This window comes from Luteolibacter algae, assembly GCF_042683045.1.
GTDB lineage: Bacteria > Verrucomicrobiota > Verrucomicrobiia > Verrucomicrobiales > Akkermansiaceae > Luteolibacter > Luteolibacter algae.
On the sequence record NZ_JBHUIT010000003.1, the window covers coordinates 238,862 to 263,091 of the forward strand.

Below are 24,230 nucleotides of genomic sequence, written 5' to 3' on the forward strand. Positions count from 1 at the left end.
AAATCCCTAACTGCACTCACACCGATTATGCCTGCCGAAACCGAGCATTCCCTAGAGCGCCCTCAACGCTGGGATACTCCTTTCGATACCAAGATCTCCAGCCATACTGTGGCTCGTATTCTGGCAGGCACCACCGTGGGCGAAGAAGAGGAGATATTTTCCCGGATCCGGAATGTTCTCGCCCGTATCCGCACCGCACCGGTTTTCTCCGGCGTGGATCCGGAGCGCTTTCCACGTCATTTACCTCTTGATGGAATTCTCCTCAATGACTGCCGCCTGCTTCTCAAGGAACAGGACGAAATCATTGTCCGCGAGGGAGATTATGGAAACTCCGCATTCGTGGTGCTGCGGGGTTCCGTCCGCCTAATCGTCGATAACCTTCCCTCCAAATTATTGGGGCGGAACCAGACCGAAAAAAAAGGTCCTCTGGCGATGCTTCGCAAGGCTCTTACCCGAAGCAAAATCCCCGAAAAGCGAGTTCATCATAGCCGCCGTTTCGAGGAAAACGCTCGCAGGGAGGCAGCGCCCGGAATTTTTCTACAAGATGCGCCCCGCGTCCTGGAAGGTCGCAACACCATCGATATTCAGGCCGGTGAAATGTTCGGAGAGATCGCCGCTCTTGGCCGCAGCCCTCGGACAGCAACGGTGATCGCAGCGGAAAAGGGCACCGAGATTCTGGAAATCCGCTGGCAGGGATTGCGGGATCTGATGAACTTCGCACCGGCTTTCAAGGAACATGTCGAAGAAAGATTCCGCCGCTTCGGTCTCAGCTCGCTGCTGAAGAATCTGGATTTCATCAAACGCCTCAATCCCGCGGACGTCGCAGAGCTGGTCGCAGGCACCCGTTTCGAGCGCCACGGCCGTTTCGACTGGTATGGATCCTACCAGAAAATTCTCAGCGCCACGAGCGCCAGCGACCGCCTCCGCAATGAGCCGCTGATTATCCGGGAGTCCGAATACATCGATGGAATGGTGATCGTCCGGGGAGGATTCGTCCGCGTCAGCCGCCGCCACCACAAAGGCGAAACGACGGTTTCCTACCTCGGAAAAGGCCAGATCTACGGCCTCGGGGAGCTTTACCATAATCATCTCGAACCGGCCGATATCCTCCCCGCCCAGCACACTCTCCGGGCTATCGGATACGTCGATTTATTGGTGATTCCCACCCAGCTGGTGGAAAAGCTGATCATCCCGCACCTGACCCCGGAGGAAACCGCACTTCTGGCGCCGCCTGCGGAAAATAAAACCACGGAGAAAATCTCCACCAACTTCCTCGCGGAAAAAGCCAGCGATCGACTGGGCCCTGATATCATGGAATTTCTGATGGATAAGCGCACCATCAATGGCAGTGCGGCGATGCTTATCGATCTGGACCGGTGCACCCGCTGCGATGACTGCGTCCGCGCCTGCGCTTCGACGCACGATGGCAACCCGCGTTTCATCCGTTACGGAGACCGTGAAAACAGCATACAGGTCACGCAAGCCTGTCTGCATTGCCACGATCCCATCTGCATGATCCCCTGCCCGACGGGTGCGATCCATCGCGAGGCAAGCGGCGAAGTTGTCATCAACGATAACACCTGTATCGGCTGCTCGGCATGCGCGGATAATTGCCCTTACGACAATATTCAAATGGTCGATATCCGGGACGACGAGGGAATGCCCCAGTTCCCTGTCAGCACCGAAGCGGGCGGCAAGCGGGTCAACCTGACAGCCGCTGGTGTCATCAAACGCGCTACAAAATGCGATCTCTGCCATGATCAGCTTGCCGGCCCTGCCTGTGTCCGCGCCTGCCCGCATGATGCGCTTCAACGCTTTGATATGCAAAACATCAACTCCCTCGCTAAATGGCTATCCCGGTAAAAGCTCTGGCACGCAGACGCATGGGAAACACCGCTATCCTGCTGGCGGTGGGGTTCTGCGCTTTCGCATTGTGCTACCTTCTCGGCATTTCCCTCCGGCCCAGCGCATTTTACTCGGGCCTGGTCCTCATGGCCCTGGTGCTGGTGCTGACGTTTTTCAACGCCCGCAAGAAACTCCCCTTCCTCCCCCTGGTCAAGGCATCCCACTGGCTGCAGTTTCACATCTACGCCGGCCTGCTCTCCATCTTTCTGTATGGCATTCACACCAGCTTCCGGGTCCCTTCGGGAAAACTGGAGCTCGCTCTGGGCATCCTTTTCCTCGTTGTCTCCATCTCGGGGATTCTGGGGCTTTTCATCACCCGGATCCTTCCGAAAGTGATGGCTCGTTCCGGCGAGCCTCTCACCTTTGAAAAGATCTCCGCCTTCGAGGTCAGATTGCGCAAACAAGCGGAAGAGCTCATCCTCTCGGAAGAAACGAAAAATGGCACCTCCGCGCTGGGCGATGCTTACCTTCATCGTCTTTCCGCCTATTTCCGGCCCCGCTCGCCGTTCCGCTTTTTCTTGGGAAATCCGAATCGATTCCGCGCCAGGGCGCTCGACGAGCTGCGCGATATCGACCGTTACACCAGCGAGGAGGAGCGACCGGTCCTTGAGCGGATGAAAGAAATGATTGAGGCAAAACACAATCTGGACGTCCAGAAGTCCTGCCAGTTCTTCCTCCGCTGCTGGCTCTTCGTTCATATTCCCTTCACCTACAGCATGGTATGCGTGGCTCTCGTCCATGCCTGGGCCGCGTTCAATTACACCACTTCCCGCTGATGCCGGTTTCCTTCCAGTCCACCAAACACCGCCAATCCGTCTATAACCGGCCGGATCAACGCTGGCTGTGCGGAAACGCATGCAAGGACTGTCCCTGTTTCCTGGGGCCCGATCCCAAAGGCAAATGCCAGGCGGGGATCGGGTTCGAAGGTCGCGTCTCCGGGCAGTGCCTCCCTCGCCGCATCGGTGATAGATGGCTATGCACCCGCCAGGATACCCACGGTGGGGAGCCTTGCGAAAGCGGCCCGCTGCCCGATGGATCCTGCTGCATGAGCGTGCCGAAGTGCTTGCCCAAACGCTCGCTTCGCTCCAAGCGCGGCATTTTCACTATAGCAGTCACCCTCGCAACCATCGTCTGGTTGATCGCCATTCTCACACCGGATAACGACAAACTCTCCGATCCCATGGCGGGGCTCGATCCCGGCCAGCTTTCCACAAATCATTCGTTTCTGGAGAATCAATGCTTCCGCTGTCATAGCGATCAGGATCTTTCTCCGGCGGCCCTTACCGCCATGCATGGCGCGGCCACCCACCATCGCGCGATCAATGATGGAGAGCTATGCCTTTCCTGCCACGGAGAAATCGGCGGAGCCGGGAACAAATTCGCGTTTGCCCCACATACTTCGGATCAACTTCCCAGCCGCTCTGCCGCAAAGCCGCAAAAAAATGGCAAGTTGCTCCTCCTCGCCGCCTCCGCCCTGAGCAGCAAGCACCTTTCAGACGGCGGCCTGCATTGCGCGACCTGCCACCAGGAACACCACGGTGAAACGTCCGATATCGCCACCCTTTCCAACAAACAATGCCAGGTTTGTCACCAGGAACAGTTCGAGAGTTTTTCAGACGGCCACCCGGAGTTTTCCCAATCCAGTTACCCATACGATCGCCGCACCGGCATTCGCTTCGATCACAGGTCACACTATCAGACCCACTTCGCCGAGGAGCTGAAGGCCCATCCGGAAACGGTTCCCGAGGGGTATGATCCGGCAGCCCGCCACGCGGAAAGCACATCCTGCACCGCCTGTCACAGCAGCGGAAAATCCGGCGAGCCGATGTCTGTGAAACCCTTTGAAACTTCCTGCGCCGCTTGCCACGATGGCAATACCCGTGCCGGAGAACCGTTGGCGTTTCTCGCCTTCCCACCGCTCAACAAAAGCTTCCTTGATGAAAAACTCGCGCAGCTGGATCCTCCCAGATCGCTCGGCACCTGGATCGAGGAACCTGCGAATTCCTTCCCGTGGCCGACCTTGCAAATGCTTTCGCCCGAGGCCCGCGAGGCCTGGGAACGTCTCCGCTCCGCCGGGGTAAATCCTTTCGATCCGGCGTTGGAAGCCGAACTCGACGAGGCGGCGGTCCGCGATATCGAGACTCTTGCCTGGGCCGTGAAAGAACTCGCACGGGATCTCTCGCAGAATCAACCCCACGAGAATCCGTCCAACCTCATCGGCCAGGAAGAACTGACACACCGTCTCACGCAGGCGGGTTTCCCGGGCGCGGCGGAGCTGGTGAAGGGCATCCCCGCAAGTGCTTTCGATGCAATGCGCCAGGGCTTCAGTAAAAACGATTACATCACCTTGCTTGCCGAGGTTTCCGCAAAACGCTCCGGAAAATTCCCGGAAGCCATCCAACCTGCCGGGCCGGATATGGCGGAAAGCACCGAAACCCACCCTCCGGTTGAAAACTCCGAGGAAACTTTTGCCACCAGCGACGATGAGTTCGCGGGCGGCGAAGAAACTTTTGCCACTGGCGACGATGAGTTCGCTGGCGGTGAGGAAACTTTTGCCACCAGCGACGACGAGTTCGCGGGCGGCGAAGAAACTTTTGCCACTGGCGACGATGAGTTCGCTGGCGGCGAAGAAACTTTTGCCACCGGCGACGACGAGTTCGCGGGCGGCGAAGAAACTTTAGGCAATGACGATGAGTTCGCCAGTAGCGGGGAAGATCCAGCTGCGGCGGAACCGGAAGCGCCGAAAGAACTCGAAGCCATCGATCCGATCACGTGGGCCGCACGCGGTGGCTGGTATGAACAATACGGTGCCTTGTATTATCGGTCCACCGGCCACGCCGATCCATTGATCAGAAATTGGCTCGATAGCCTCGCCGCCAATGTGTCCTCGCCCCTCGCCTTGGCGCAGTTCAAAGAAGGTTTCGATTTCCTATCTGGCAGCGAATCCAAAGCCTCCGGAAGCTGCCTGAAATGCCATGCCGTGGATGAAATCCGTGATGAAAGCGGCAAGCTTGCAAGCGCCAGGATCAATTGGTTCAGCCAGGCGGAAGCCGAAGCGCGCCACTCCCTCACCCGCTACAATCACGCCACCCACCTTTTGCTCACCGACTGCAGAAGCTGTCACCAGACACAAACCGGCGGTGAAAGTTTCCTCACTTCCTTCCCGGAATCCGGCGATTGGGACGAAAGCGCCGATTGGTCCGCCAAAGCCGATCCGGCGGAGTATCTGAGCAATTTCAAACCGATCATCAAGCAAACCTGTGTCGAGTGCCACCAACCCGGCAAGGCCGGCGATGGCTGCATCCAATGCCACGTCTATCACAAGGACGCGACCCATTCAATTTCCCTGCCAGCTACGCAACATCCTCCAGCCGATTGAGCGATCCCACCCAGCCGCCACCAACGGCACGGCGTTCGTCATATCCCCAAGCTCCATTCTACTCATCTCCTTACCTCTCCTAATCTCATGAAACATTCCGTAAGCCCAGAACAGGGTCCTGATATTTTGAGACCAGCCACGAGTGCTTCCGCCAACCGGGCAATTTCGCTCCCACGCTTCGCGATTTTTTCACTCATTGTGGCCGCCAATCTTGCGCCGATACATGCCGAAGATGTGCCGGAGCCAACCAAACCGGAGGCTGAAGAAACCGCAGGTGAGATCGGAAAGTCTCCGGCAGCCGCGGAGCCAGCAAGCGGGGAAACGGTGGAAACGGTGGAAACGGTAGAGAAGCAAAAGGGTGCGACCGGAAATGCGATTCTTCCGCCCTCCGAAGGAGAGGCCATGAAAGAGGGTTTCGGAGACGAAGGATTTGGAGACGAGGGCTTCGGGGATGAAGGGTTTGGAGAGGAGGGGTTCGGCGCGGAAGAATTCGGAGAGGAGAGCTTTGGCGGCGGAGAGTTGCCGCCGGACACCGATATTTTCGCAGAGTTCGAGCCAGAGGAAGAAGACGAGAAGGAATCCAAAACCATCTACGCAAACGCGGCCGAAGCACACATCAGCTTCCTCGATCTTTTGGAGAGCGAAAAGCGTTTCCCTTCGGCCTCCGCCTGCGCCGCCTGCCATCCGGATCATTTCCGCGAATGGTCCGTATCCGCCCATGCCTACGCCCAGGTCAGCCCGGTTTTCAATGCGATGCAGGCCACACTTTTCAAGGCGACTTCCGGCACCAACGGGGATTTCTGCATCCGCTGTCACACCCAGGTAGGCATGCAGCGCGAGGAGCCGATCCTTACCAGTAACTTCAATCGCCATCCGGCATCCCTGGAAGGAATCACCTGCGTGGTCTGCCACCGCATCGATAAAAATTACGGCAAGGTCAGCGGCCGGACTTCCGTGGTAACCGGCGATGTTTTCGATCCCGTCTATGGCCCTAAGGGAAATGCGATCCTCAAGGAAATCCTGGAGAACGATACCACGCTCAAGACGGAAGAGGAAGGCACGGGCCAACGCAAGATCCACAATGATGCCAAAAAGTTCGATCCCATCGCGACCTCCGGCTTCTGCGGCACCTGCCATGACGTGAACCTTCTCAACGGCTTTCGTCTGGAGGAAGCTTTCACCCAGTTTAAAAACTCTCCCGCCAATGCGGACGGTGAAACCTGCCAGGACTGTCACATGGGCAAGGTGCCCGGCGCAAAAGTGGCCGATGGCGAGGCGAACTATCACACAGGTCCCGCCGCGCGAATCGGCGGGGATCTCTGGGCCACCGATCCGGAAGACGATGGCTACGGCAAGGCGACTCCCTCCCGCAAACGCACCAACCACATGTTCGCGGGGCCGGATTACTCGATCATCCACCCGGGGATTTTTCCTCACTCCAAGAATATCCGCGATCAGCTCTGGGATATGCAGAACCAGGAGCTCAAACCGAATGGCGATGTGGTCGTGAAAGAACGCGCCAGCCTCCGCCACGTGATTCATTTCAAATGGGAAGACGGTTGGGGTGATGTGAACAGCGATTTCGAGAAACGGGTCGCAAAAAATCCGAAAATCGGTGAGGCCCTGCCATGGCCGTGGAACGATCTGAAATACCGCACCGATTTCCGCTCCTCGCTCAACCAACAGTTCAGGCTGCTCAACGAGATCAATACCCAGCGCTATCAGGTGCTGCGCCGCGGCTACCAGCTCGGGGAATTCAAAGTCACCCGGAATGACCACAAAGCCCTAGAGTTCCAGGTGGAGGTCCGCAATGGAACCGATGGACACGGCGTGCCGACCGGCTTCGATGCCGAGCGCCTGGTTTTCCTAAATGTCGCAGTGAAAGATCGCTATGGCCGCAAGGTTTTTGAGTCCGGTGACCGGGATCCAAACGGAGATGTCCGCGATCTACACTCGGTCTTTGTCCATCACAACGCGGATAAAACCCATTCCTTCCTTGCCTCCTCTGACTGGAAGGCAAAGGCGCAACTCCCCCTTCTGGCGGAGGACAAAAAATGGAAAGTGGACAATCAGCTCTTCAGCCTCCAATCAAAATTTATCGTGCGCAACCGTTTCGGCGGGGAGCGGGAGCAAGTGCTCGCGGTGAATTATTCGGTCGATCCCCTACCATACATCCGCCCCGATACGTTTCCCGGTATCCTGCGCGCCCGTCCCGGCGGAGCCCGCAAGCACGCCGTGGGCCTGCCACCGAACGGGAGCCGCATCGCGGATTACAAAGTCCCTGCGAAAATGCTGACCGGCACGGGCCCCTACACAGTCGATATCCGTTTCATCACCCAGATGATTCCCGTGAATCTGATCCCGGAGATTTCCGGAGTCGGTTTCGATTACAATCTCTCCCCGATGGAAGTCGCGAAACGTGTGGTCCACGGCCATCGCATCAGCCCCTCAACGCGGGACTCGGACCGCCGTGGAGGCGCCCAGGTGCTTTGGGAAAAGACCATTCGCCTCGATGGAGAACGCACCTCGTGGAACCTTCATCCGACGGAGAAGGATATCATGGCCGTGCCGCCGGGCCCTTTCCCCTACAATCCCGAGTTCGATGCCGGGCAGCAGCAGGAAACCGCCATCATCGATATCGTGGAGCCGCCACTGCCGCTGGATGAACAAATCGATCCGAATTATAACCCGGACGATTTCAAGGAGGAGGACTTCGGCGGCGAAGACTTCAGCGAAGGCGAATTTGGTGAAGAAAACTTCGGCGAATGAAGCCACGCCCCAGAACTACGCATCCATTTTTTCCGATGAAGAATCAATATCTCAAGCAAACCACTGGCAATCTGACCGGCAGCCTTTTGCTGATGGCGGCACTTTCCCAGCCTAGCTCCGCGGAGGCCCTCCCCGGCGAGCTGCTGCTCAGTGATGAAGCCGTGCCGTGGCAGGAAATCGGCAAGGACTTCCCGAAGCGCCCCGCACCTGTTACCGAAACGATCGAAGATCTCGTCTTTGAGTCCAACCGGGAGCGCAAGGCCATCATCGCCAAGCAGAACGAAACCGGCGAGGACCTTGATCCACCGAAGCGGAAAACCATTTTCGGATCGAATCCTTTCCTCAACTCCGGTTCCATTTTTCCTGGTTTTGAAACTCCCACCGGAGCCGTGTGGCAGCCAACGGTGGTCATCTACGGCACTTATCGGACAGCGCTCCAGCACTTCGACAACGGCCTGACCAACAGCACGGAGTGGGCGAACCGCCTGGATCTTTTCACCAATATCTACCTCACTCCCACGGAGCGCATTCTCTTCAGCATTCGCCCGTTGGATAACGGCGGGAATTTTACCTCCTACCGTTTCGATGATCCCAGCGGCTACAACGACAGCCTGAACGGCCGTATCCGCAGCCTCTACTTCGAAGGGGATTTCGGCGAGCTATTCCCCAATCTTGACCCGCACGACACAAAAAATCTGGACTACGGCTTTGCCGTTGGCCGCATGCCGCTCAATTTCCAGGACGGGATCATGATCAACGATTCCGTCGATGCCTTCGGAGTCACCCGCGCCTCGATGTTCAATTTCGGTGCCTCCGCCTCCCGCCTGACAGCCCTGGTGGCGTGGAACGAGATCCACCGTGGCAACAACATCGAGGATCCGGATGCCTCGCTCTTCGGCCTTTTCTATGCCGCGGATTATTCGAAAAGCACCTACGAGGTGGACCTCGCCTACGTTAATGGCAGTAATTCCACCGGCGGTGACGGGTTGTATTTCGGAATCGGCCAGACCCGCCGCTTCGGAAAATACAATTCCACGCTCCGCGCGAACCTTTCCTACGCGATGGATGATGAAACCGCAGCCATCGATACCGGTGCGCTGCTGTTCTCACAGATTTCACGCACGATGGATTACAACTTCGATATCGCCTATATCAACTCCTTCGTCGGCATCGGGAACTACACTTCCGCAGCCCGCGATCCATCCGTCGGTGGCCCGATCGGTGGCATCAACGGGCTATTGTTCGGCGCCGTTGGGCTGGGTAGATACGGCAGCGCGATCTCAAACCGGAGCAATGATGCCGTAGGCGCTTCCATCGGCTATCAGCATTTCCTCGACGGACAGTATAGCAAGCGGCAGATCGTTGCGGAAATCGGTGGCCGCATCTCCACGGATGGCAATTCCCGCTCCGGCGGCGGCATCGGCCTGAGCTACCAGCACGCGCTCGACCAGCATTCCATTATCCGTCTCGATAGCTTCCTTGCCGCCTACGATGATGGCGAGACCGGCACCGGTCTCCGCTGTGAATACAGCTTCCAGTTTTAAGAAAATTCCATGAATCCACTAGAAATCACCGCCTGGGCAATATTGGCAGCCGGAGCTCTCGGCCTCGCCTTTATCGCATTCCGACAGCTTGCCACTTTCCGCCGGGACGGAGATATCTTCCGTGGCGAAATCGCATTGCTGGGCGAGCAGCTGGCATCGATCCGCGCCACCCGCTCCCTTTCGGAAAAAAGCTCAGCCCCGTGGAACGGCGTGCGCAAGTTCCAGGTCACCCGCAAGGTGCCGGAAAAAGGAGACATCTATTCCTACTATCTTTCCCCGCATGACGGAAAGCTCCCGCTGCCGTCCTTTCTGCCGGGCCAGTTCCTTACCTTCCAGCTGCAGATCAATGGAAAATCCGTCACCCGTTGCTACAGCCTGTCGGATTCGCCACATCCCGATTATTACCGTGTGAGCATCAAGCGCTGCCTCGCTCCGCGCGATCAGCCGGATCTTCCTCCCGGGCTCGCATCCTCCCACTTCCACGATGTCATCGCGGAAGGTGATATCCTCGATGTCCGTGCTCCAAACGGTGGTTTCTCCATCGATCCCTCCGAGGGCAGCCCGATCGTTCTGTCCGGCTCCGGAGTCGGGCTCACCCCGGTGCTCAGCATGATGAACGCCCTCGTCGCCGCCAAGTCACGCCGCAAGACATGGTTCTTCTACGGAGTGAGAAACGGGTCCGAAAACATGATCGCAGATACCGTCAAGCAATGGCGGGAGCTCAACCAACCGAATTTTCACATCCACATCTGTTACAGCAACCCCGGCCCGGACGATATCCTGGGAAAAGACTACGATCATAGGAGCAGGGTCGGGGTGGATCTGTTCAAGCAGCTCCTCCCTTCCAACAATTACGATTTTTACACCTGCGGGCCCGGGCCGATGATGCAAGCGATACGCGATGGACTCATCGACTGGGGAGTGCCGGAAAAACATGTCCACGACGAGGCATTCATCGCGGTCAAAAAATCCGTCGACGTGGCAGCCGCCAGCGTGGAATTCAAGAAATCCGGCAAGTTGCTGCAAGTCAGTGGCACCGCCACAAACCTCCTCGATCTCGCCTCGGAAGAAGGCGTCGACATCCCTTCCGGCTGCTGTGCGGGAAGCTGCGGCACCTGCCAAATCGCCCTCCTCTCGGGTAAAGTGAAATACGATTCCAAACCGGAATTCGCCATTGAGGCCGGCTGCTGCCTCCCCTGTGTTTGCCTGCCGGATGGAGATCTCGTGCTGGATGCCTGATCCCACCGAAGCCCGTTTTGCAATCGCCATCCTCCGTTTCCGCTTTCATCCCGGCTGCATCCGTCAGACCCTCCAGCGAATCAGCCCCATCTGTTATGTCGAATTTTTTCCACAAAAGCCAATATCTCGCCGTCCCCCTTACCCTATGCCTTCTGGGCTCTTGCAAGGATAAGGAAATCCGCACCTACAAGGTCGCGACGGACTCCGAAGCACCAGCCCCCGCCGATCCCATCGGGGAAGCTCCGCAAGCCAACCCATCCTCCCAATCCGAGGCTCCCCACGATCATGCCGCGCACTCCCACGCGGTGACCTGGCAGGCGGGCACGGATTGGAAAATGGAAGAGGCCGGCCAGTTTCTCACCGCAGCCTACGCCCTGCCGGGCGGAGGTCGCATCACGGTCTCCAAGCTCGGTGGCGATGGCGGCGGCCTCGCTGCAAACATCAATCGCTGGCGTGCCCAAACCGGCCAGAAACCTCTGCCGGAAGATCAGATTTCCGGCCAGCCAATGAAGGTCCCGGGCTCGGAGCGCAGTATGCAGTTGTTCAATCTCCTCGCCGAAGATGCCGCGGATGATCGCGAAGGCATCCTCGCGGCAATCCTCCCGCTGGACTCGGAGACCTGGTATTTCAAGTTCACCGGATCCACCGGCCAGCTGAAAAAATCCGGCGGCACCTTCATGGAATTTCTCCGCACCGTCCGCATTGTCGGGGAAACCGCCGCCGCAGCTCCAGCACCCCCGGCGGGCCCTACCGGCCCTACCGGCCCGCCGAAAATCGAAGTAAAAGCCCCCGATGGCTGGACCGTCAGCCAAGGCAGTGCGATGCGTGCCGCCAGCTTCAGCATTGCCGGCGGGAAAGGCGCATCCGCTGATGTTTCGGTGATCCCCTTGCCGGGAGATTCCGGAAGCGTCCTGGACAATGTCAACCGCTGGCGCTCACAGCTCCAGCTTCAGCCACTCGCTTCAGAAGAGGATCCCGCGCTCGGCTCGTGGGTTGAGGACAACGGGAAAAAATATTTCATCAGCCACATGCTCAGCACCGAGCCATTGCTGGAGGGCCGGAAGGCAGCGATCAGCACCGCGATTCTGAAGCAGGGCAGCTACACCTGGTTTTTCAAGATCACCGGCGATGCCGGGCTGGTGCAGGAGAACCGCGGCAAATTCGAGGTATTCGTCCGCTCCGCGACCTTTCCCTGATCGTTTGCACCCATGACTTCCACACTTCGCAATTCCTGCAGGTTCCTCAGCTCGCTGCGGCTCACCGTCACTCTGCTGGCGCTTTCCATGCTGCTGATTTTCATCGCCACCATCATGCAGGTGGAGCTTGGCATCCACGAGGTGCAGCTGCGCTACTTCCGCGCCTGGTATGCGTGGTGGGACATCATCCCGGGAGATAAAAAATTCTCCATTCCCCTCCCCGGCGGGATTGTTCTCGGCGGCCTGCTGGTCATCAACCTCCTCGCCGCACATACCGCGCGATTCAAGCTGCGCTGGGAAAAGGCCGGGATGATCCTGATCCATTCCGGCGTGCTGCTCCTTCTTCTCGGGGAATTTTTCACCGGCATCCTCGGCAGGGAAGCCCAGATGTCGATCAATGAGGGAGAAACGAAAAACTACTCCACGTTTCCCCGCGATGTGGAGCTGGTGGTGATCGAGCCTTCCGGTGAAAACGAAGAGACCGTGACCGCCATTCCGCAAGGCAGGCTGCACAGCGGCGCCGTCTTCCCAATGAAAGGTTTTTCCGTAAAGCTCCACACCTTCTACCGCAACAGCGAGATCCTTCCGGAAACCGCCGATGTCTCCGCCTTCGACAAAACCCGCGCCACCGATGGGCTGGGCAAGTTTTTTGCCATGCGTGGCACCCCGCGCGAAACCGCCATGGATCGCCGCGATCTCAGCTCGGCCTTTGTCGATATCGTGAAAGACGATGGAACCAGCATTGGCCGCTGGCTGCTTTCAAACGCGCTGAAAGGCGATCAGGCTTTCGAAATCGACGGCAAAACCTGGAAAATGTCCATCCGCCAGCATCGGCTCTACCACCCCTTTTCGATCAAGCTGCTGGACTTCAGCCACGATCGCTACCTCGGCACGAATGTCCCGAAAAACTTCTCCAGCAAGATCCGCATCCTCAACCCGGAAACCGGCGAGGATCGCGAAGATTTGATCTATATGAACCACCCATTGCGCTACCAGGGCCTGACGTTCTACCAGTCCGGCTTCGATAACAATGACGAGACCAGCATTTTCCAGGTCGTGCGCAATCCCGCGTGGACGCTTCCCTACATCGCCTGTGCCATGGTCGCTATCGGGCTGCTGTGGGTATTTTCCCAACACCTTTTCAAGGCGATCGCCCGCCGCAAAGCCATCCCCGCACCATGAGAGTCCCTTCCAAAAGTCTCACCGTCTGGATCATCCCTTTGCTTTGCCTGCTTTTCGTGGGCTCGGCCGTTTTCAAGGCCTTCCGGCCATCCGCGGAATTCGATTTCAAGAACTTCGGCAGCCTGCCGGTTGTCGCCAATGGCCGCGTCCAGCCGCTCGATTCGCTTGCGCGGAACGCACTGCTCAGCATCCAGGCGAAACAGCGCGTCCCGGGCGATACCGCACCTGCTTCTCCATCGACATGGCTGGCAGAGCTCGCCTTCCAGCCGGAAGTGGCGGATACGCGGAAGATTTTCCTCATCCACCACGATGAAATCCTCGGGCTGACGGACTTCACCCGGGCGGATGGCAAGAGCTTCTCCCACGCCCAGCTGGAGCCCTCCTTCCCCGCACTCGAAAAAGAGGCGAAGCGGGTCAGCCAGCTCGAACCGAAAACCTGGAGCCCGTATGAAAAAGCCCTGATGCGGCTGACGCGGAACCTACGGCTCTACAACCAGCTCAAAAACGCCCTTGCCATGCCCGACACCACCCAGATGGAGGCGGAGCTCGCACTTTTCCTTGGTGCAGTGGACACGGCCATCGCGGAAGCGGAAAAGAAAAATCAAGGCGCGGATTTCAACCAGCAGGCCATTGACCGAGCTTCCGGCCGCATGCGGGAAATCCTGCACTGGGCTCCGCTGACAGAAATTTACACCACCCCCTCTGGCAGCGGCCAGGATGGCTGGCGCAAGCTGGCGGATTCCGTGATCGACGCCATTGATGCAGGCGGTCCGCACCCGGCCACTCTCGCCTATGCCCGCCTCGGAGACGCATATCGCACGAAGGATATCGCGGCATTTAATGCGGCGGTAAATGCCTACCGCGCGTGGCTGACCGAGAACCGCCCGACCGAGATCAACAAAGGTGCGGCGGAGAGCCTGTTCAATCGCATCGCCCCGTTTTACCTCTGCATGGTTCTCTATGTGATCGCGTTTCTCACCGCCATCGTTTCCTGGCTGCGCCCGGAAGGCTGTCTCCGCCGCTCCGCATTCCGCGTGCTTGCGCTGGGTCTTCTCCTCCACACCATCGGCCTGATTACCCGCATGTGCCTGGAGGGTCGCCCTCCGGTCACGAATCTCTACTCCTCGGCCGTGTTCATCGGCTGGGGTGCCATCGTGCTCAGCGCGGTAATCGAGATTTTCCACCGCAATGCCATCGGCACCGCGGTCGCCTCTGTCATCGGCTTTGCCACGCTCCTCATCGCCCATCATCTTTCCCTTTCCGGCGATACCCTGGAGATGATGCGTGCCGTGCTTGATACCAATTTTTGGCTTGCCACACACGTCGTGGTCATCACCCTCGGCTACTCGGCGACTTTTCTTGCAGGCACGCTCGCGATCGTCTTCCTGCTCCGCAGAATCTTCGGTGGCATGCCGAAAAGCACCGTCGTTTCACTACGTGGGATGGTTTACGGAGTGATTTGCTTCGCCACCCTCGCCAGCTTCGTCGGCACAGTCCTCGGCGGCATTTGGGCAGATCAATCCTGGGGCCGCTTCTGGGGCTGGGACCCGAAGGAAAATGGAGCACTCCTCATCGTGATCTGGAACGCAATCATCCTCCACGCCCGCTGGGGCGGCATGATCCGTGAACGCGGCATGATGGTCATGGCGATCTTCGGCAATATCGTCACCAGCTGGTCATGGTTCGGCACCAATATGCTCGGCATCGGCCTCCATTCCTATGGCTTTACCGATGCGGCCTTTGTCTGGCTCAGCGCCTTCATTCTCAGCCAGCTGATCATCATGGCTGCGGGATTCATCCCGGTCAAAAGGTAGGGCCGACCGGCCCGGTCGGCCGAAACTCCCGTCTTCGTATCCATCCACGGACGCGCCTACCAATCAAAAACGGTAGGGCTGACCGGCCCGGTCGGCCGTGACTTCGATCTTCCTATCCATTCCACGGACGCGCGGGCCGCGCGTCCCTACCTCACATCATAAACGGTAGGGCCGACCGGCCCGGTCGGCCGAAACTCCCGTCTTCGTATCCATCCACGGACGCGCGGGCCGCACGTCCCTACCAATCAAAACGGTAGGACTGACCGGCCCGGTCGGCCGTGACTTCGATCTTCCTATCCATTCCACGGACGCGCGGGCCGCACGTCCTACCGCCTAGTAGGCGGTCTTCGGTGGCTTCACCATGCTCAGGCCTGTCATCATCACGATCTTCAGATCCATGGAAAGATCCCAATGGCTGACGTAGAAGTTATCCAGCCGGGCACGGTTGCGGAGATCCAGCGGACGATTCACCTCGCCCCGGTAGCCTTTCACCTGCGCCAAGCCGGTTACGCCGGGTTTCACGTAGCGGCGGACGCCGTAGCGCTCGAAAATCTCGCGGAAAACCTCATCATGTTGCTCCATGTGCGGACGTGGACCTACCACACTCATATCGCCCAGCAGCACGTTGAAAAATTGCGGCATTTCATCGATGCTGGTTTTGCGCAGCATACCGCCGCCCTTGAAGATGCGGTTGTCTGACTTCGTGACCTGTTGTGTTTCATCGCCATTCGCCACATGCAGTGTGCGGAATTTGTAAACCTTGAAGGTCTCGCCGTTTTTTCCAACACGGTCTTGTTTGAAAAACAGCGGACCCGGCGAATACTTGCGGTGAATCGCCCAAACCAGCAGGCAAAGCGGCGGAATCACCGTGCAGATCATCACCAGACTGAAAACAATATCCGCACAGCGCTTGATCACTTGGTTCGAGACGTTTTCCAACGGCTCCGCAGGCGGCGAAAGCACATCCAGACGGCCGGTCTTCTGGAGATCAAAACGGCGTCCGTAGCGACGGGTCAGCTCCAGCGGCAGCCAGCAGCGGTAACCCAGCTTGTCCCCGGCACGCAGCAGGCTGATCACCGTTTTATCCGGCAAATGGCGCGGCGGCATCACCAACATATCGATCGGCTGCTCCGCCACCAGCTTGGTGTAATCCTTGCTCTCATTTTCATCATCCGTCCAGACAACGCGTTTAAGATCCAGCATCCCCTTGTTCAAAATCAAATCCGGGATGACGGAGTCGCACCACTCCTTCGGCCCCAGCACCATCGTCCGCAGCTTCCACTTGCTGAACCACTTGGAGTCGAAATTCATCGCCCAGCGGATGATGAAACGGTTCGTCAAAAACAGCGCGGTAAACGAGAGCAGAATCAGTCCTCCGAAAAAGATCCGGGACATCGCAAGATCCTTCGAAAGCACCAGCAGGGTCATCACACTCGCAACAATCCAGATCGATTGCCTGCGCGCCACCGGAAAGGCCACCTTCCTTACCCGTCCCGGGCTCAGCCGCAGCGCTGTCGGGCGGGAGACCGCCTCAATGATCAGGGCCATCACGATCACAATCGAATATTTGACGTAGCTCTGGAAGGAAGCCGGTGATCCATGCACCCCATAGAAGAGAATGACATACCACCCCCAATATATAGTAGATATAAGACCCACTTGCAGACCTACTAGAATCTGAAAAAAACCTCTTTCTCTGGATGATATCATAATGGTTTGGGAGTTGACAAATTTAGTTAAAAGCAAGGGATATGCCGAAAACTCTCCCAGTTTGGAAATCTCTGCGGGGAAACCCGTAGAAACCTCCTAAAACCCTGAAAATCAACAACAAGGGGACCTTATGAAAGATTTTCACTTCCGTCGATCCCCGCCCCAAGCCAAGACACGAGGGAGATACATTCATCGCTGGAGAACTATCAATTAAAAAACGAGATATTTACGTAAAAAATCCTGACGATACCGTCAGGATTTTTTTCTTGCCAATTATATCAACCACACTTTTAGCAACTATTACATATATGCATGAATTTACGTAAATAAACTAATTCGACAGCCCGCAGCCAGCCATCACGACCTCCAACCCACTGTAATCAAGCGGATTACGAAAAAATCCAACAACCTACCACCCAAGCGGGACCTACCAAAGCCATACAACCCACCCTTTAATTTCCTAAGTCCGAATTACGGACAAAGCAGTAGATAAGGTAGAGAAAAGCGGCCACCACCCGGTAGGGCCGACCGGCCCGGTCAGCCGTAACTCCCGTCTTCCTATCCATCCACGGACGCGCGGGCCGCACGTCCCTACCTCATTTCGTAAAAATATTTCCAATCATCCCTCGCGTCCACCAATCCCGCCCTCACCGGATTATCCCGGATATACGCGGCTTTGCTTATTGCCCACTCCCATCCTCTTATCCGGTGATCAAAGAAACCTTTCTGCCATACCACCCCATGGCGCTTCGCGATCCAACTCTTGAACGGACGTATCACCGTCTCCATTGATTGATCCGGGAACTCGAACAACCCATGCAGATGATCAGGCATGACCAAGGCAATTCTGACCCGCAGCAAGCCAAGTGACTCCCGATGCCGCAAAGACTCATAAATCGTCTCCCACACCTCATCGGTTGCCAACTGGTTACGATTCCGTTCCTTGCAACAGATCGTCACAAAAAACACCTCTCCCTCAGGATTTGCCCGAATCGACTCCGGCACCTCATGGGAAAGCGATCGTCGCCCTATCGGTTTATCCATCGTGGAATGATAGATTTATCGATGACCTCCCGCAACAACCTCCCTCATTATTAAAACCGGTAGGGCCGACCGGCCTGGTCGGCCGTAACTTCCCGAAACCATTTCCTATCCGGAAACATCTTTTTCCCACGGACGCGCGGGCCGCACGTCCCTACCCATCAAAAACGGTAGGGCCGACCGGTTCGGTCGGCCGTAACTCCACGAAACCATCTCCCATCCGCAACATCTTTATACCACGGACGCGCGGGCCGCACGTCCCTACCCATCAAAAGCCGGTAGGGCCGACCGGCCCGGTCGGCCGTGGCTCCCTGAAACCATTTCCCATCCGAAACCATCTTCATTCTACGGACGCGCGGGCCGCATGTCCCTACCCATCCAACCGGTAGGGCCGACCGGCTCGGTCGGCCGTGACTCCACGAAACCATCTCCCATCCGCAATCATCTTCATCCCACGGACGTGCGGACCGCACGTCCCTACCAATCCAAAACGGTAGGGCCGACCGGCTCGGTCGGCCGTAACTCCCCGAAACCATCTCCCATCGGAAACATCTTTCATTCCACGGACGCGCGAGCCGCGCATCCCTACCAATCAAAAATGGTAGGGCCGACCGGCTCGGTCGGCCGTAACTCCCGGAAACCATCTCCCATCCGGAAACATCTTTTTCCCACGGACGCGCGGGCCGCACGTCCCTACCTACCGCGCTGCAGGGATATCGAACCATCGTCCTCTCTCCCGGATCAGCGCCATGGGGAAATGCCAGGCGGCTTTGACATACCGTGGGATATACGCGCTCGGTTTCTCCAGAATCCGGCAGAACCACCCGAGATACAGACGATCCGCCCAGACGGGGATTTTTGCCTGACCACCAGTGAAAAACGCGATCGCCGCTCCCGTGCACATGATCACCGGCCCTCTTTCCCGACCTTCGCTGACCTCGCCTCCTGCCACCGCCTCGCCACCGGGATTCATCCGGCGCAGATAATAGCCCAGCTTTTCCTGCCGTCCTCCCCCCAGGCACAGCACAATCCAGTCCGGCTGCCATTCCCTCACCTGCTGTTTCAGGGTCTCGTCATCAAACTCCTCATCACTCCGGTAAAAAGGGGCACGGTAAAATCCCTGCTTGTCCGGATCATAACCCATCCCGCCCATATAAAAGCGGATCCGCTCCTCCTCCTCGGGATTCGGCACCACCCACAGAATTTTCCGCTCCTTCATCGGCACCACTCCCGTCCCTCCATTCGCGATGCTTTTCTCAATCAGCTGCAGCCCGGAGATCCTGACAACCTCCTTTCCCAGCATCCGCAGAATCAACGCCACATAGCCGCCATCCACCACCGACCAATCCGCCGCCCGATACGCCGTCATCAGAAGCCCGTCGTCCGCCGCCTGTCCCAACGATGGTGCCGAAGGAACCGCCAGCAGGCCGCCCTTCTCATCCATCTCCTGCAACAGACCCTCCGTCCGGTCATTCCAGAACCTCAACCCAAGAAAATACAATGACTTACCCATAACATTCATTTGATTAAAAAATACCATCCAACCGGTAGGGCCGACCGGCCCGGTCGGCCGTAACTCCCGAAATCATTTCCCATCCGAAACCATCTTTATTCCACGGACGTGCGGGCCGCACGTCCCTACCCTACCCATCAAAAATGGTAGGGCCGACCGGCTCGGTCGGCCGTTACTCCCGGAAACCTTTCCCATCCGAAATCATCTTCATTCTACGGACGCGCGGGCCGCACGTCCCTACCTTACATCAAAAACGGTAGGGCCGACCGGCTCGGTCGGCCGTAACTCCCCGAAGCCATTTCCTATCCGCAATCACCTTTATTCTACGGACGCGCGAGCCGCGCGTCCCTACCTTACATCATAAACGGTAGGGCCGACCGGCCCGGTCGGCCGTAACTCCCTGAAACCATTTCCCATCCGCAATCATCTTTCATTCTACGGACGCGCGAGCCGCGCATCCCTACCAATCAAAAATGGTAGGGCCGACCGGCTCGGTCGGCCGTAACTTCCCGAAACCATTCCCCACCCGAAACCGTCTTTATTCTACGGACGTGCGGGCCGCGCATCCCTACCCATCCAAACGGTAGGGCCGACCGGCCCGGTCGGCCGTGGCTCCCTGAAACCATTTCCCATCCGAAACCATCTTTCATTCCGCGGACGTGCGGGCCGCACGTCCCTACCTTACCCTACCTGGTTGATGGACGTTTCCACATCGCGATCATCCCAACCGCCGATCCAACGATCCCCCACAGGATATCCTGCCAATCCAACACTCTCCTCGGCAGATTGATCTGACCCAGCTCCGCGGTGAAAACCACACAGACCAGAAACAGAAAAACCAAACCCCAGTCACCCAGCGGGCGACGCTTCCGGCGCAGAAAAAATCCCGTCACTAGCCCCAACCCCACAAACGGCACCCCGGTTCTCAACCGGCTGAACCGATCCACCACATCTCCCAAGCCCTCCGGCATCCAGCCAAGCTCTCCCAGCCGCGGGTTCGGGATCCAACTGAAGTAAAACACCGCTCCCAGAAGCACCACCACCGCCAAAACCCCAACCCACATCATCAGCCGATAAATCATTAGCCGCCCTCCCCCGTGTTTGCTCTCCACCCCTCATTCCTTCCAGCGTGTAGCCTGGCATCTCTAGGATTTCGCCTTCATCTCTAACTCCTTCTGTTTCAGCACAATGAAATACTCATAGATCAATTGAAGGGTTGCGTAAGTAATTCCCGCACTTCCGTCCAGGAACGCTCTCCGCGCAAACATCATATAACACCATTTGATGAACGGCCTGCCGGGAAGGCGATAAAACACCTCCTTTTGATTGAAACGTTTCTCTGTGAAATCTTTTGAAAAAAGTGCCTTCATCAAAGAGAACTCACCACCTTTCGCCCGATTTTCCTGAATTGTTTTTGCTTCCAGGTCAGAATACTTCACATGCCTCTCAAGCCAAAACCCAACCCCCTTACTGAATGGATAATGATCCAGGAAGCCGTCAATCTCACCGATGGGACCATCGACAATAGACACCGGATTGACCAAACGCTCATAGCGCATTTTTTCAGGACGAAACAATCTTAGATAGAAAGGCGATATCTGGGCATGCTTCAACCAAGTCCCGTCAGTAAAGAAATCCCTTCTCCTCAATCGGAATGCACTCTCAGGCGCATCGGCCTTCGCAGCTTCGATTGCCGCAATTCGCAATCCATCGGAAACCCTTTCATCCGCATCAATATATAAAACCCACGGATATTTGAATCCAATATTCGCCAAACCCCAATTCTGATGTGCCGACCAGTTATCAAATTTCCGTGACGTTACCTTCGCTCCGTATTCCTGCGATATCTCCACAGTCCTATCAGTGCTTTGAGAATCGAACACATGCACATCATCAGACCAACGGACAGAGTCTAGGCAACCCGGAAGGTCCTGCTCTTCGTTTTTTGTTAGAATCAGTATCGATATCATGATGTAGCAAATTTTCGATTTCCAATAATTTTGGCAGGATTTCCGGCGATAATTTTATATGGATCAACGGATTTTGTGACCACGCTGCATGCACCAACAACTGCACCGTCACCAATTTCTATTCCGGGTAGAATAAAAGCTCTCGCTCCAATAAAAGAATGAGTTCCGATCGTAATCTTGGCCGTAATGAGGTTCATTTCCTCCCTCTCAAAGGCATGTGATCCAGTGCAAAGATAAGCCTCTTGGGCAACTGTAGCGAACTTGTGGATCTCTATTTCGCCCAAGCTGTATGCAATCGCCCCATCCCCTAAACAGGCGTGATCATGCATCGTCAAATTCCATGGAATTTGTATCCTAGCACGCTGATGCACAAATGGCCTGCCACTTATTTTTGCGCCGAAGAATCTGAGCCAAAATATTCTCCATTTATTAAAAGGCTTTGGCGTCCAGGAACAGAGAAGCATCCAAACATACCCCCACAACAGCATCATAACTTTCTCTTTCCTGCTCCAAGGGCTCGAGAAAGCATTCTTTTGATCGAAAATTTTCATTTATTCATCGGTTTGCAAATCTTCTTAAAATCCTCAAGAAACCGTTTCGCTATTGCATTAACTGAGTGGGAAACACGAACATTCAATGCTTGCTGCGACATTATCTCGGATAGCTCAGGCGAGCTGAGCAACCTACCGATTGCATCAGCAAGTTCAATGTCGGCCCTTTCAGTTCGATGATTAAAAATCAAGCCATTTGAACCATTTTTTATAAAGTCCTTGAAGCAAGCTAAATCAGACACAATTGGGACACATCCCCAAGCCATCGCCTCAAGTGGTGCCAGGCCGAATGTTTCTCCCTTTTCCGCTAACGATGGATAAACAAACCCTGCAGCCCTCTTATACTCTAAATTCAAGTCTTCGATTGAGAATATGGGGTCGATAAATGTTACAGGAAGCCCTTCGGCTTTTCGTTTTAGCTTCTGATAAAAGACCTCTCCGCCACCTCCTTGATCAGTTCGCCATGGGCCGACAATCCGCAGTTCCGGAGGAGATTCGATCAAACGAAGCGCATCGATACAAAGCTCTATTCCCTTCTCTGGATGAATGCGTCCACAATATAATAAACCGGATTTCTCCGAATAGGGCGGACTACTTTCAGATGGAACAAAAGGGAGCGGGTTTGGAACCATGGTAACACGATCGTGATCTACTAATGGCAATTCATTTTTGATCGCTTCTGCTACAGGTGTTGAGTTCCCCCTAAGCTTAGCAGCAGTGTTGTAAAGCTTCATCTGACCTTTGGGCATTCTGGCTACATCCACGTAAACCTTTGATCTTAATCTAGTCGGCAACAAAATAGGACTAAAAAATGAATTTGTGACGACTACATCAATGTCCCTGGGTATCATCTTAACCGCCCTTCTGGAATAGAAAAAGTCCATCATTTTAAGAACTATAGAGTTAGAAGGCGTATCAAAACCTTTAACACGAACATGCCTAACTCCATTTATATGTTCTTCTGTAGGATAGCCATCGATCATTTTTGAAATATGTGTAACATTACATCCAAGATTAACTAATTCCTGAGCAAGAATGAACCAACGCTTTTCAACAGCGCCTCCAAAACAAGGAGGAACCGGTAAAAATGCACCTTGTAAAATACACAAATTAATTTTCATAAAATCAAGAGAGCCTATTAGATGATGTAGTTAGACCATAAATAAAGCTACCTACAATCAACAAGAAAAGACCGCTACTAAATATAGCTGGCATAAGTGGGTTATGCAGTGTCCACATAATAGCAACACCGAGGCAAGGACCGACAACGCGCTGAAACAGCCGACTTGGATTCTGCTTCAGCGCTAGATTAGCAACAAAACATATTATGTTAATAATAAAAATATAAATTGGGATACAAAACACACCCAAACCAGAATATAAGTGCCCCAGCATCCCTGGTTGAATTGTTGTATCCACTCCCAGAGCTAACGCAGAAAGACGTCCAGGTCCCCCGCCTGTTTCTCCGCTTATTGAGCCTAATAAAACAGGTCCAGGCATATAGGGAACATGGTTCGGGAAAACATAGGTAAAGGTAAGCAAACCATCGTTAATACATCCGAAAAGCCGAGTAAACCCATGGATCAGATGATACGAGAGACTAAGTGTCTCATTGGATCTATACTGTAAGAGATAAGCGAAGGCTACAAGAATACCTGCGAAGAGCGACAAAGCAAGAATACCTAACGCGATCAGTCTTGAATTCTCAGCATATTTGGATCTCAAAGCGAACAGCTCGTTTATAGCAATATAGGCAAACCCAATAACCCATGTGGATTTATGAAAAGCAGCGCTGAATAAAAAATAAATTATGAATGTAACAAGCCATCTAAATAACGAAGGAATTCTCCCTCTGAGAACTTCAGAAGTCGTGAGCGCTAAAACCGGTCCAATCGAAAATCTACACCACGTAAAAACCTTTTGATTGAAAAATCCATCTACAAACTGAACTCTCCTCATATAATTTAATTCGCTAGATTCTCCCATCGATAGACCTCGGATCAAGGAAACCAACATATTAAATCTAGGAGTCAAGAAAACCCATATAGCCAGAACCAAAGTTACAATTGCCAAAATTTTGAGGGATTGTGCCCATGAAAGACTTGGCATTCTCCCTCTCAAGCGAAAAAATTTTGAATTTCCCGTGAACTGCTCCAAGCAAATTGCGATCATAGCAGCTGGATAGGCACCAAAAGCCAGTAATATGGCCGTCATTCTAGGGGATTCAGAAAACAGTTCGGCCACATAAAGTCCGTTTTCCATGCTCAACAAATACACCGGCATACCAAATATTATAGTATAATATCCAAAAAATGTGCTAGGAGCCCAAACCCCTTCCACTGCACGAATCCACCATATCCGAACGAGAGATATGTAAGATATAATAACTATAATATTCAGTATATAATCCATATAGA

General features: G+C 55.4%; 17 protein-coding genes. 9 read left to right on the forward strand and 8 right to left on the reverse strand.

Annotated elements, in window-relative coordinates:
• The first annotated feature begins 27 nt into the window (after nucleotides 1-27).
• The 9 genes from ACFSSA_RS05305 (at nucleotide 28) to ACFSSA_RS05345 (ending at nucleotide 15,028) form a co-directional block, all read left to right on the forward strand.
• Nucleotides 28-1,863: a cyclic nucleotide-binding domain-containing protein gene (locus tag ACFSSA_RS05305; RefSeq protein WP_386819016.1), complete on the forward strand. Its 1,836-nt coding sequence runs from the start codon at nucleotides 28-30 to the stop codon at nucleotides 1,861-1,863.
• Nucleotides 1,848-2,681 carry a hypothetical protein gene (locus tag ACFSSA_RS05310; protein ID WP_386819018.1) on the forward strand — a complete coding sequence of 278 codons (834 nt, stop codon included), beginning with the start codon at nucleotides 1,848-1,850 and terminating at the stop codon, nucleotides 2,679-2,681. Before ACFSSA_RS05305 ends, ACFSSA_RS05310 begins: the two co-directional genes overlap by 16 nt.
• Nucleotides 2,681-5,284, forward strand: a complete 2,604-nt coding sequence (locus tag ACFSSA_RS05315; RefSeq protein WP_386819020.1) for a hypothetical protein — start codon at nucleotides 2,681-2,683, stop codon at nucleotides 5,282-5,284. Before ACFSSA_RS05310 ends, ACFSSA_RS05315 begins: the two co-directional genes overlap by 1 nt.
• A gap of 87 nt (nucleotides 5,285-5,371) precedes the next feature.
• Nucleotides 5,372-8,053 carry a multiheme c-type cytochrome gene (locus ACFSSA_RS05320; RefSeq protein WP_386819022.1) on the forward strand — a complete coding sequence of 894 codons (2,682 nt, stop codon included), beginning with the start codon at nucleotides 5,372-5,374 and terminating at the stop codon, nucleotides 8,051-8,053.
• Between the two features lie 35 nt (nucleotides 8,054-8,088).
• A complete protein-coding gene (locus ACFSSA_RS05325; protein ID WP_386819024.1) occupies nucleotides 8,089-9,597 on the forward strand; it encodes a hypothetical protein in 1,509 nt (502 codons plus the stop codon).
• Nucleotides 9,598-9,606: 9 nt separating this feature from the next.
• Complete coding sequence (locus ACFSSA_RS05330; protein ID WP_386819026.1) at nucleotides 9,607-10,836, forward strand: 2Fe-2S iron-sulfur cluster-binding protein; 1,230 nt, start codon at nucleotides 9,607-9,609, stop codon at nucleotides 10,834-10,836.
• A gap of 95 nt (nucleotides 10,837-10,931) precedes the next feature.
• The gene (locus ACFSSA_RS05335; protein WP_386819028.1) at nucleotides 10,932-12,032 is read left to right on the forward strand and encodes a hypothetical protein; all 1,101 of its coding nucleotides are present in this window, start codon (nucleotides 10,932-10,934) and stop codon (nucleotides 12,030-12,032) included.
• A 12-nt stretch (nucleotides 12,033-12,044) separates the two neighbouring features.
• Nucleotides 12,045-13,214: a cytochrome c biogenesis ResB family protein gene (locus ACFSSA_RS05340; RefSeq protein WP_386819030.1), complete on the forward strand. Its 1,170-nt coding sequence runs from the start codon at nucleotides 12,045-12,047 to the stop codon at nucleotides 13,212-13,214.
• On the forward strand, nucleotides 13,211-15,028 hold the full coding sequence (locus ACFSSA_RS05345; protein ID WP_386819032.1) for a cytochrome c biogenesis protein: 1,818 nt from the start codon (nucleotides 13,211-13,213) through the stop codon (nucleotides 15,026-15,028). Before ACFSSA_RS05340 ends, ACFSSA_RS05345 begins: the two co-directional genes overlap by 4 nt.
• A gap of 333 nt (nucleotides 15,029-15,361) precedes the next feature.
• Here ACFSSA_RS05345 and ACFSSA_RS05350 read toward each other — a convergent pair whose 3' ends face one another.
• The 8 genes from ACFSSA_RS05350 to ACFSSA_RS05385 all read right to left on the reverse strand — a co-directional run bounded on the left by ACFSSA_RS05350 (nucleotide 15,362) and on the right by ACFSSA_RS05385 (nucleotide 24,225).
• Nucleotides 15,362-16,738: a sugar transferase gene (locus tag ACFSSA_RS05350; protein WP_386819034.1), complete on the reverse strand. Its 1,377-nt coding sequence runs from the start codon at nucleotides 16,736-16,738 to the stop codon at nucleotides 15,362-15,364.
• A gap of 591 nt (nucleotides 16,739-17,329) precedes the next feature.
• The gene (locus tag ACFSSA_RS05355) at nucleotides 17,330-17,782 is read right to left on the reverse strand and encodes an REP-associated tyrosine transposase (RefSeq protein ID WP_386819036.1); all 453 of its coding nucleotides are present in this window, start codon (nucleotides 17,780-17,782) and stop codon (nucleotides 17,330-17,332) included.
• Between the two features lie 694 nt (nucleotides 17,783-18,476).
• A complete protein-coding gene (locus ACFSSA_RS05360; RefSeq protein ID WP_386819038.1) occupies nucleotides 18,477-19,292 on the reverse strand; it encodes a WecB/TagA/CpsF family glycosyltransferase in 816 nt (271 codons plus the stop codon).
• Nucleotides 19,293-19,978: 686 nt separating this feature from the next.
• The gene (locus ACFSSA_RS05365) at nucleotides 19,979-20,404 is read right to left on the reverse strand and encodes a VanZ family protein (RefSeq protein WP_386819040.1); all 426 of its coding nucleotides are present in this window, start codon (nucleotides 20,402-20,404) and stop codon (nucleotides 19,979-19,981) included.
• 33 nt (nucleotides 20,405-20,437) lie between these two features.
• Nucleotides 20,438-21,262 carry a glycosyltransferase family 2 protein gene (locus tag ACFSSA_RS05370; protein WP_386819041.1) on the reverse strand — a complete coding sequence of 275 codons (825 nt, stop codon included), beginning with the start codon at nucleotides 21,260-21,262 and terminating at the stop codon, nucleotides 20,438-20,440.
• Nucleotides 21,259-21,813 (reverse strand): DapH/DapD/GlmU-related protein, encoded by a 555-nt coding sequence (locus ACFSSA_RS05375; protein WP_386819043.1) that lies wholly within the window; start codon nucleotides 21,811-21,813, stop codon nucleotides 21,259-21,261. The genes ACFSSA_RS05370 and ACFSSA_RS05375 overlap by 4 nt, the downstream gene beginning before the upstream one ends.
• Complete coding sequence (locus ACFSSA_RS05380; RefSeq protein WP_386819045.1) at nucleotides 21,810-22,934, reverse strand: glycosyltransferase family 4 protein; 1,125 nt, start codon at nucleotides 22,932-22,934, stop codon at nucleotides 21,810-21,812. Before ACFSSA_RS05380 ends, ACFSSA_RS05375 begins: the two co-directional genes overlap by 4 nt.
• 4 nt (nucleotides 22,935-22,938) lie before the next feature.
• Complete coding sequence (locus ACFSSA_RS05385; protein WP_386819047.1) at nucleotides 22,939-24,225, reverse strand: hypothetical protein; 1,287 nt, start codon at nucleotides 24,223-24,225, stop codon at nucleotides 22,939-22,941.
• Nucleotides 24,226-24,230: the final 5 nt, after the last annotated feature.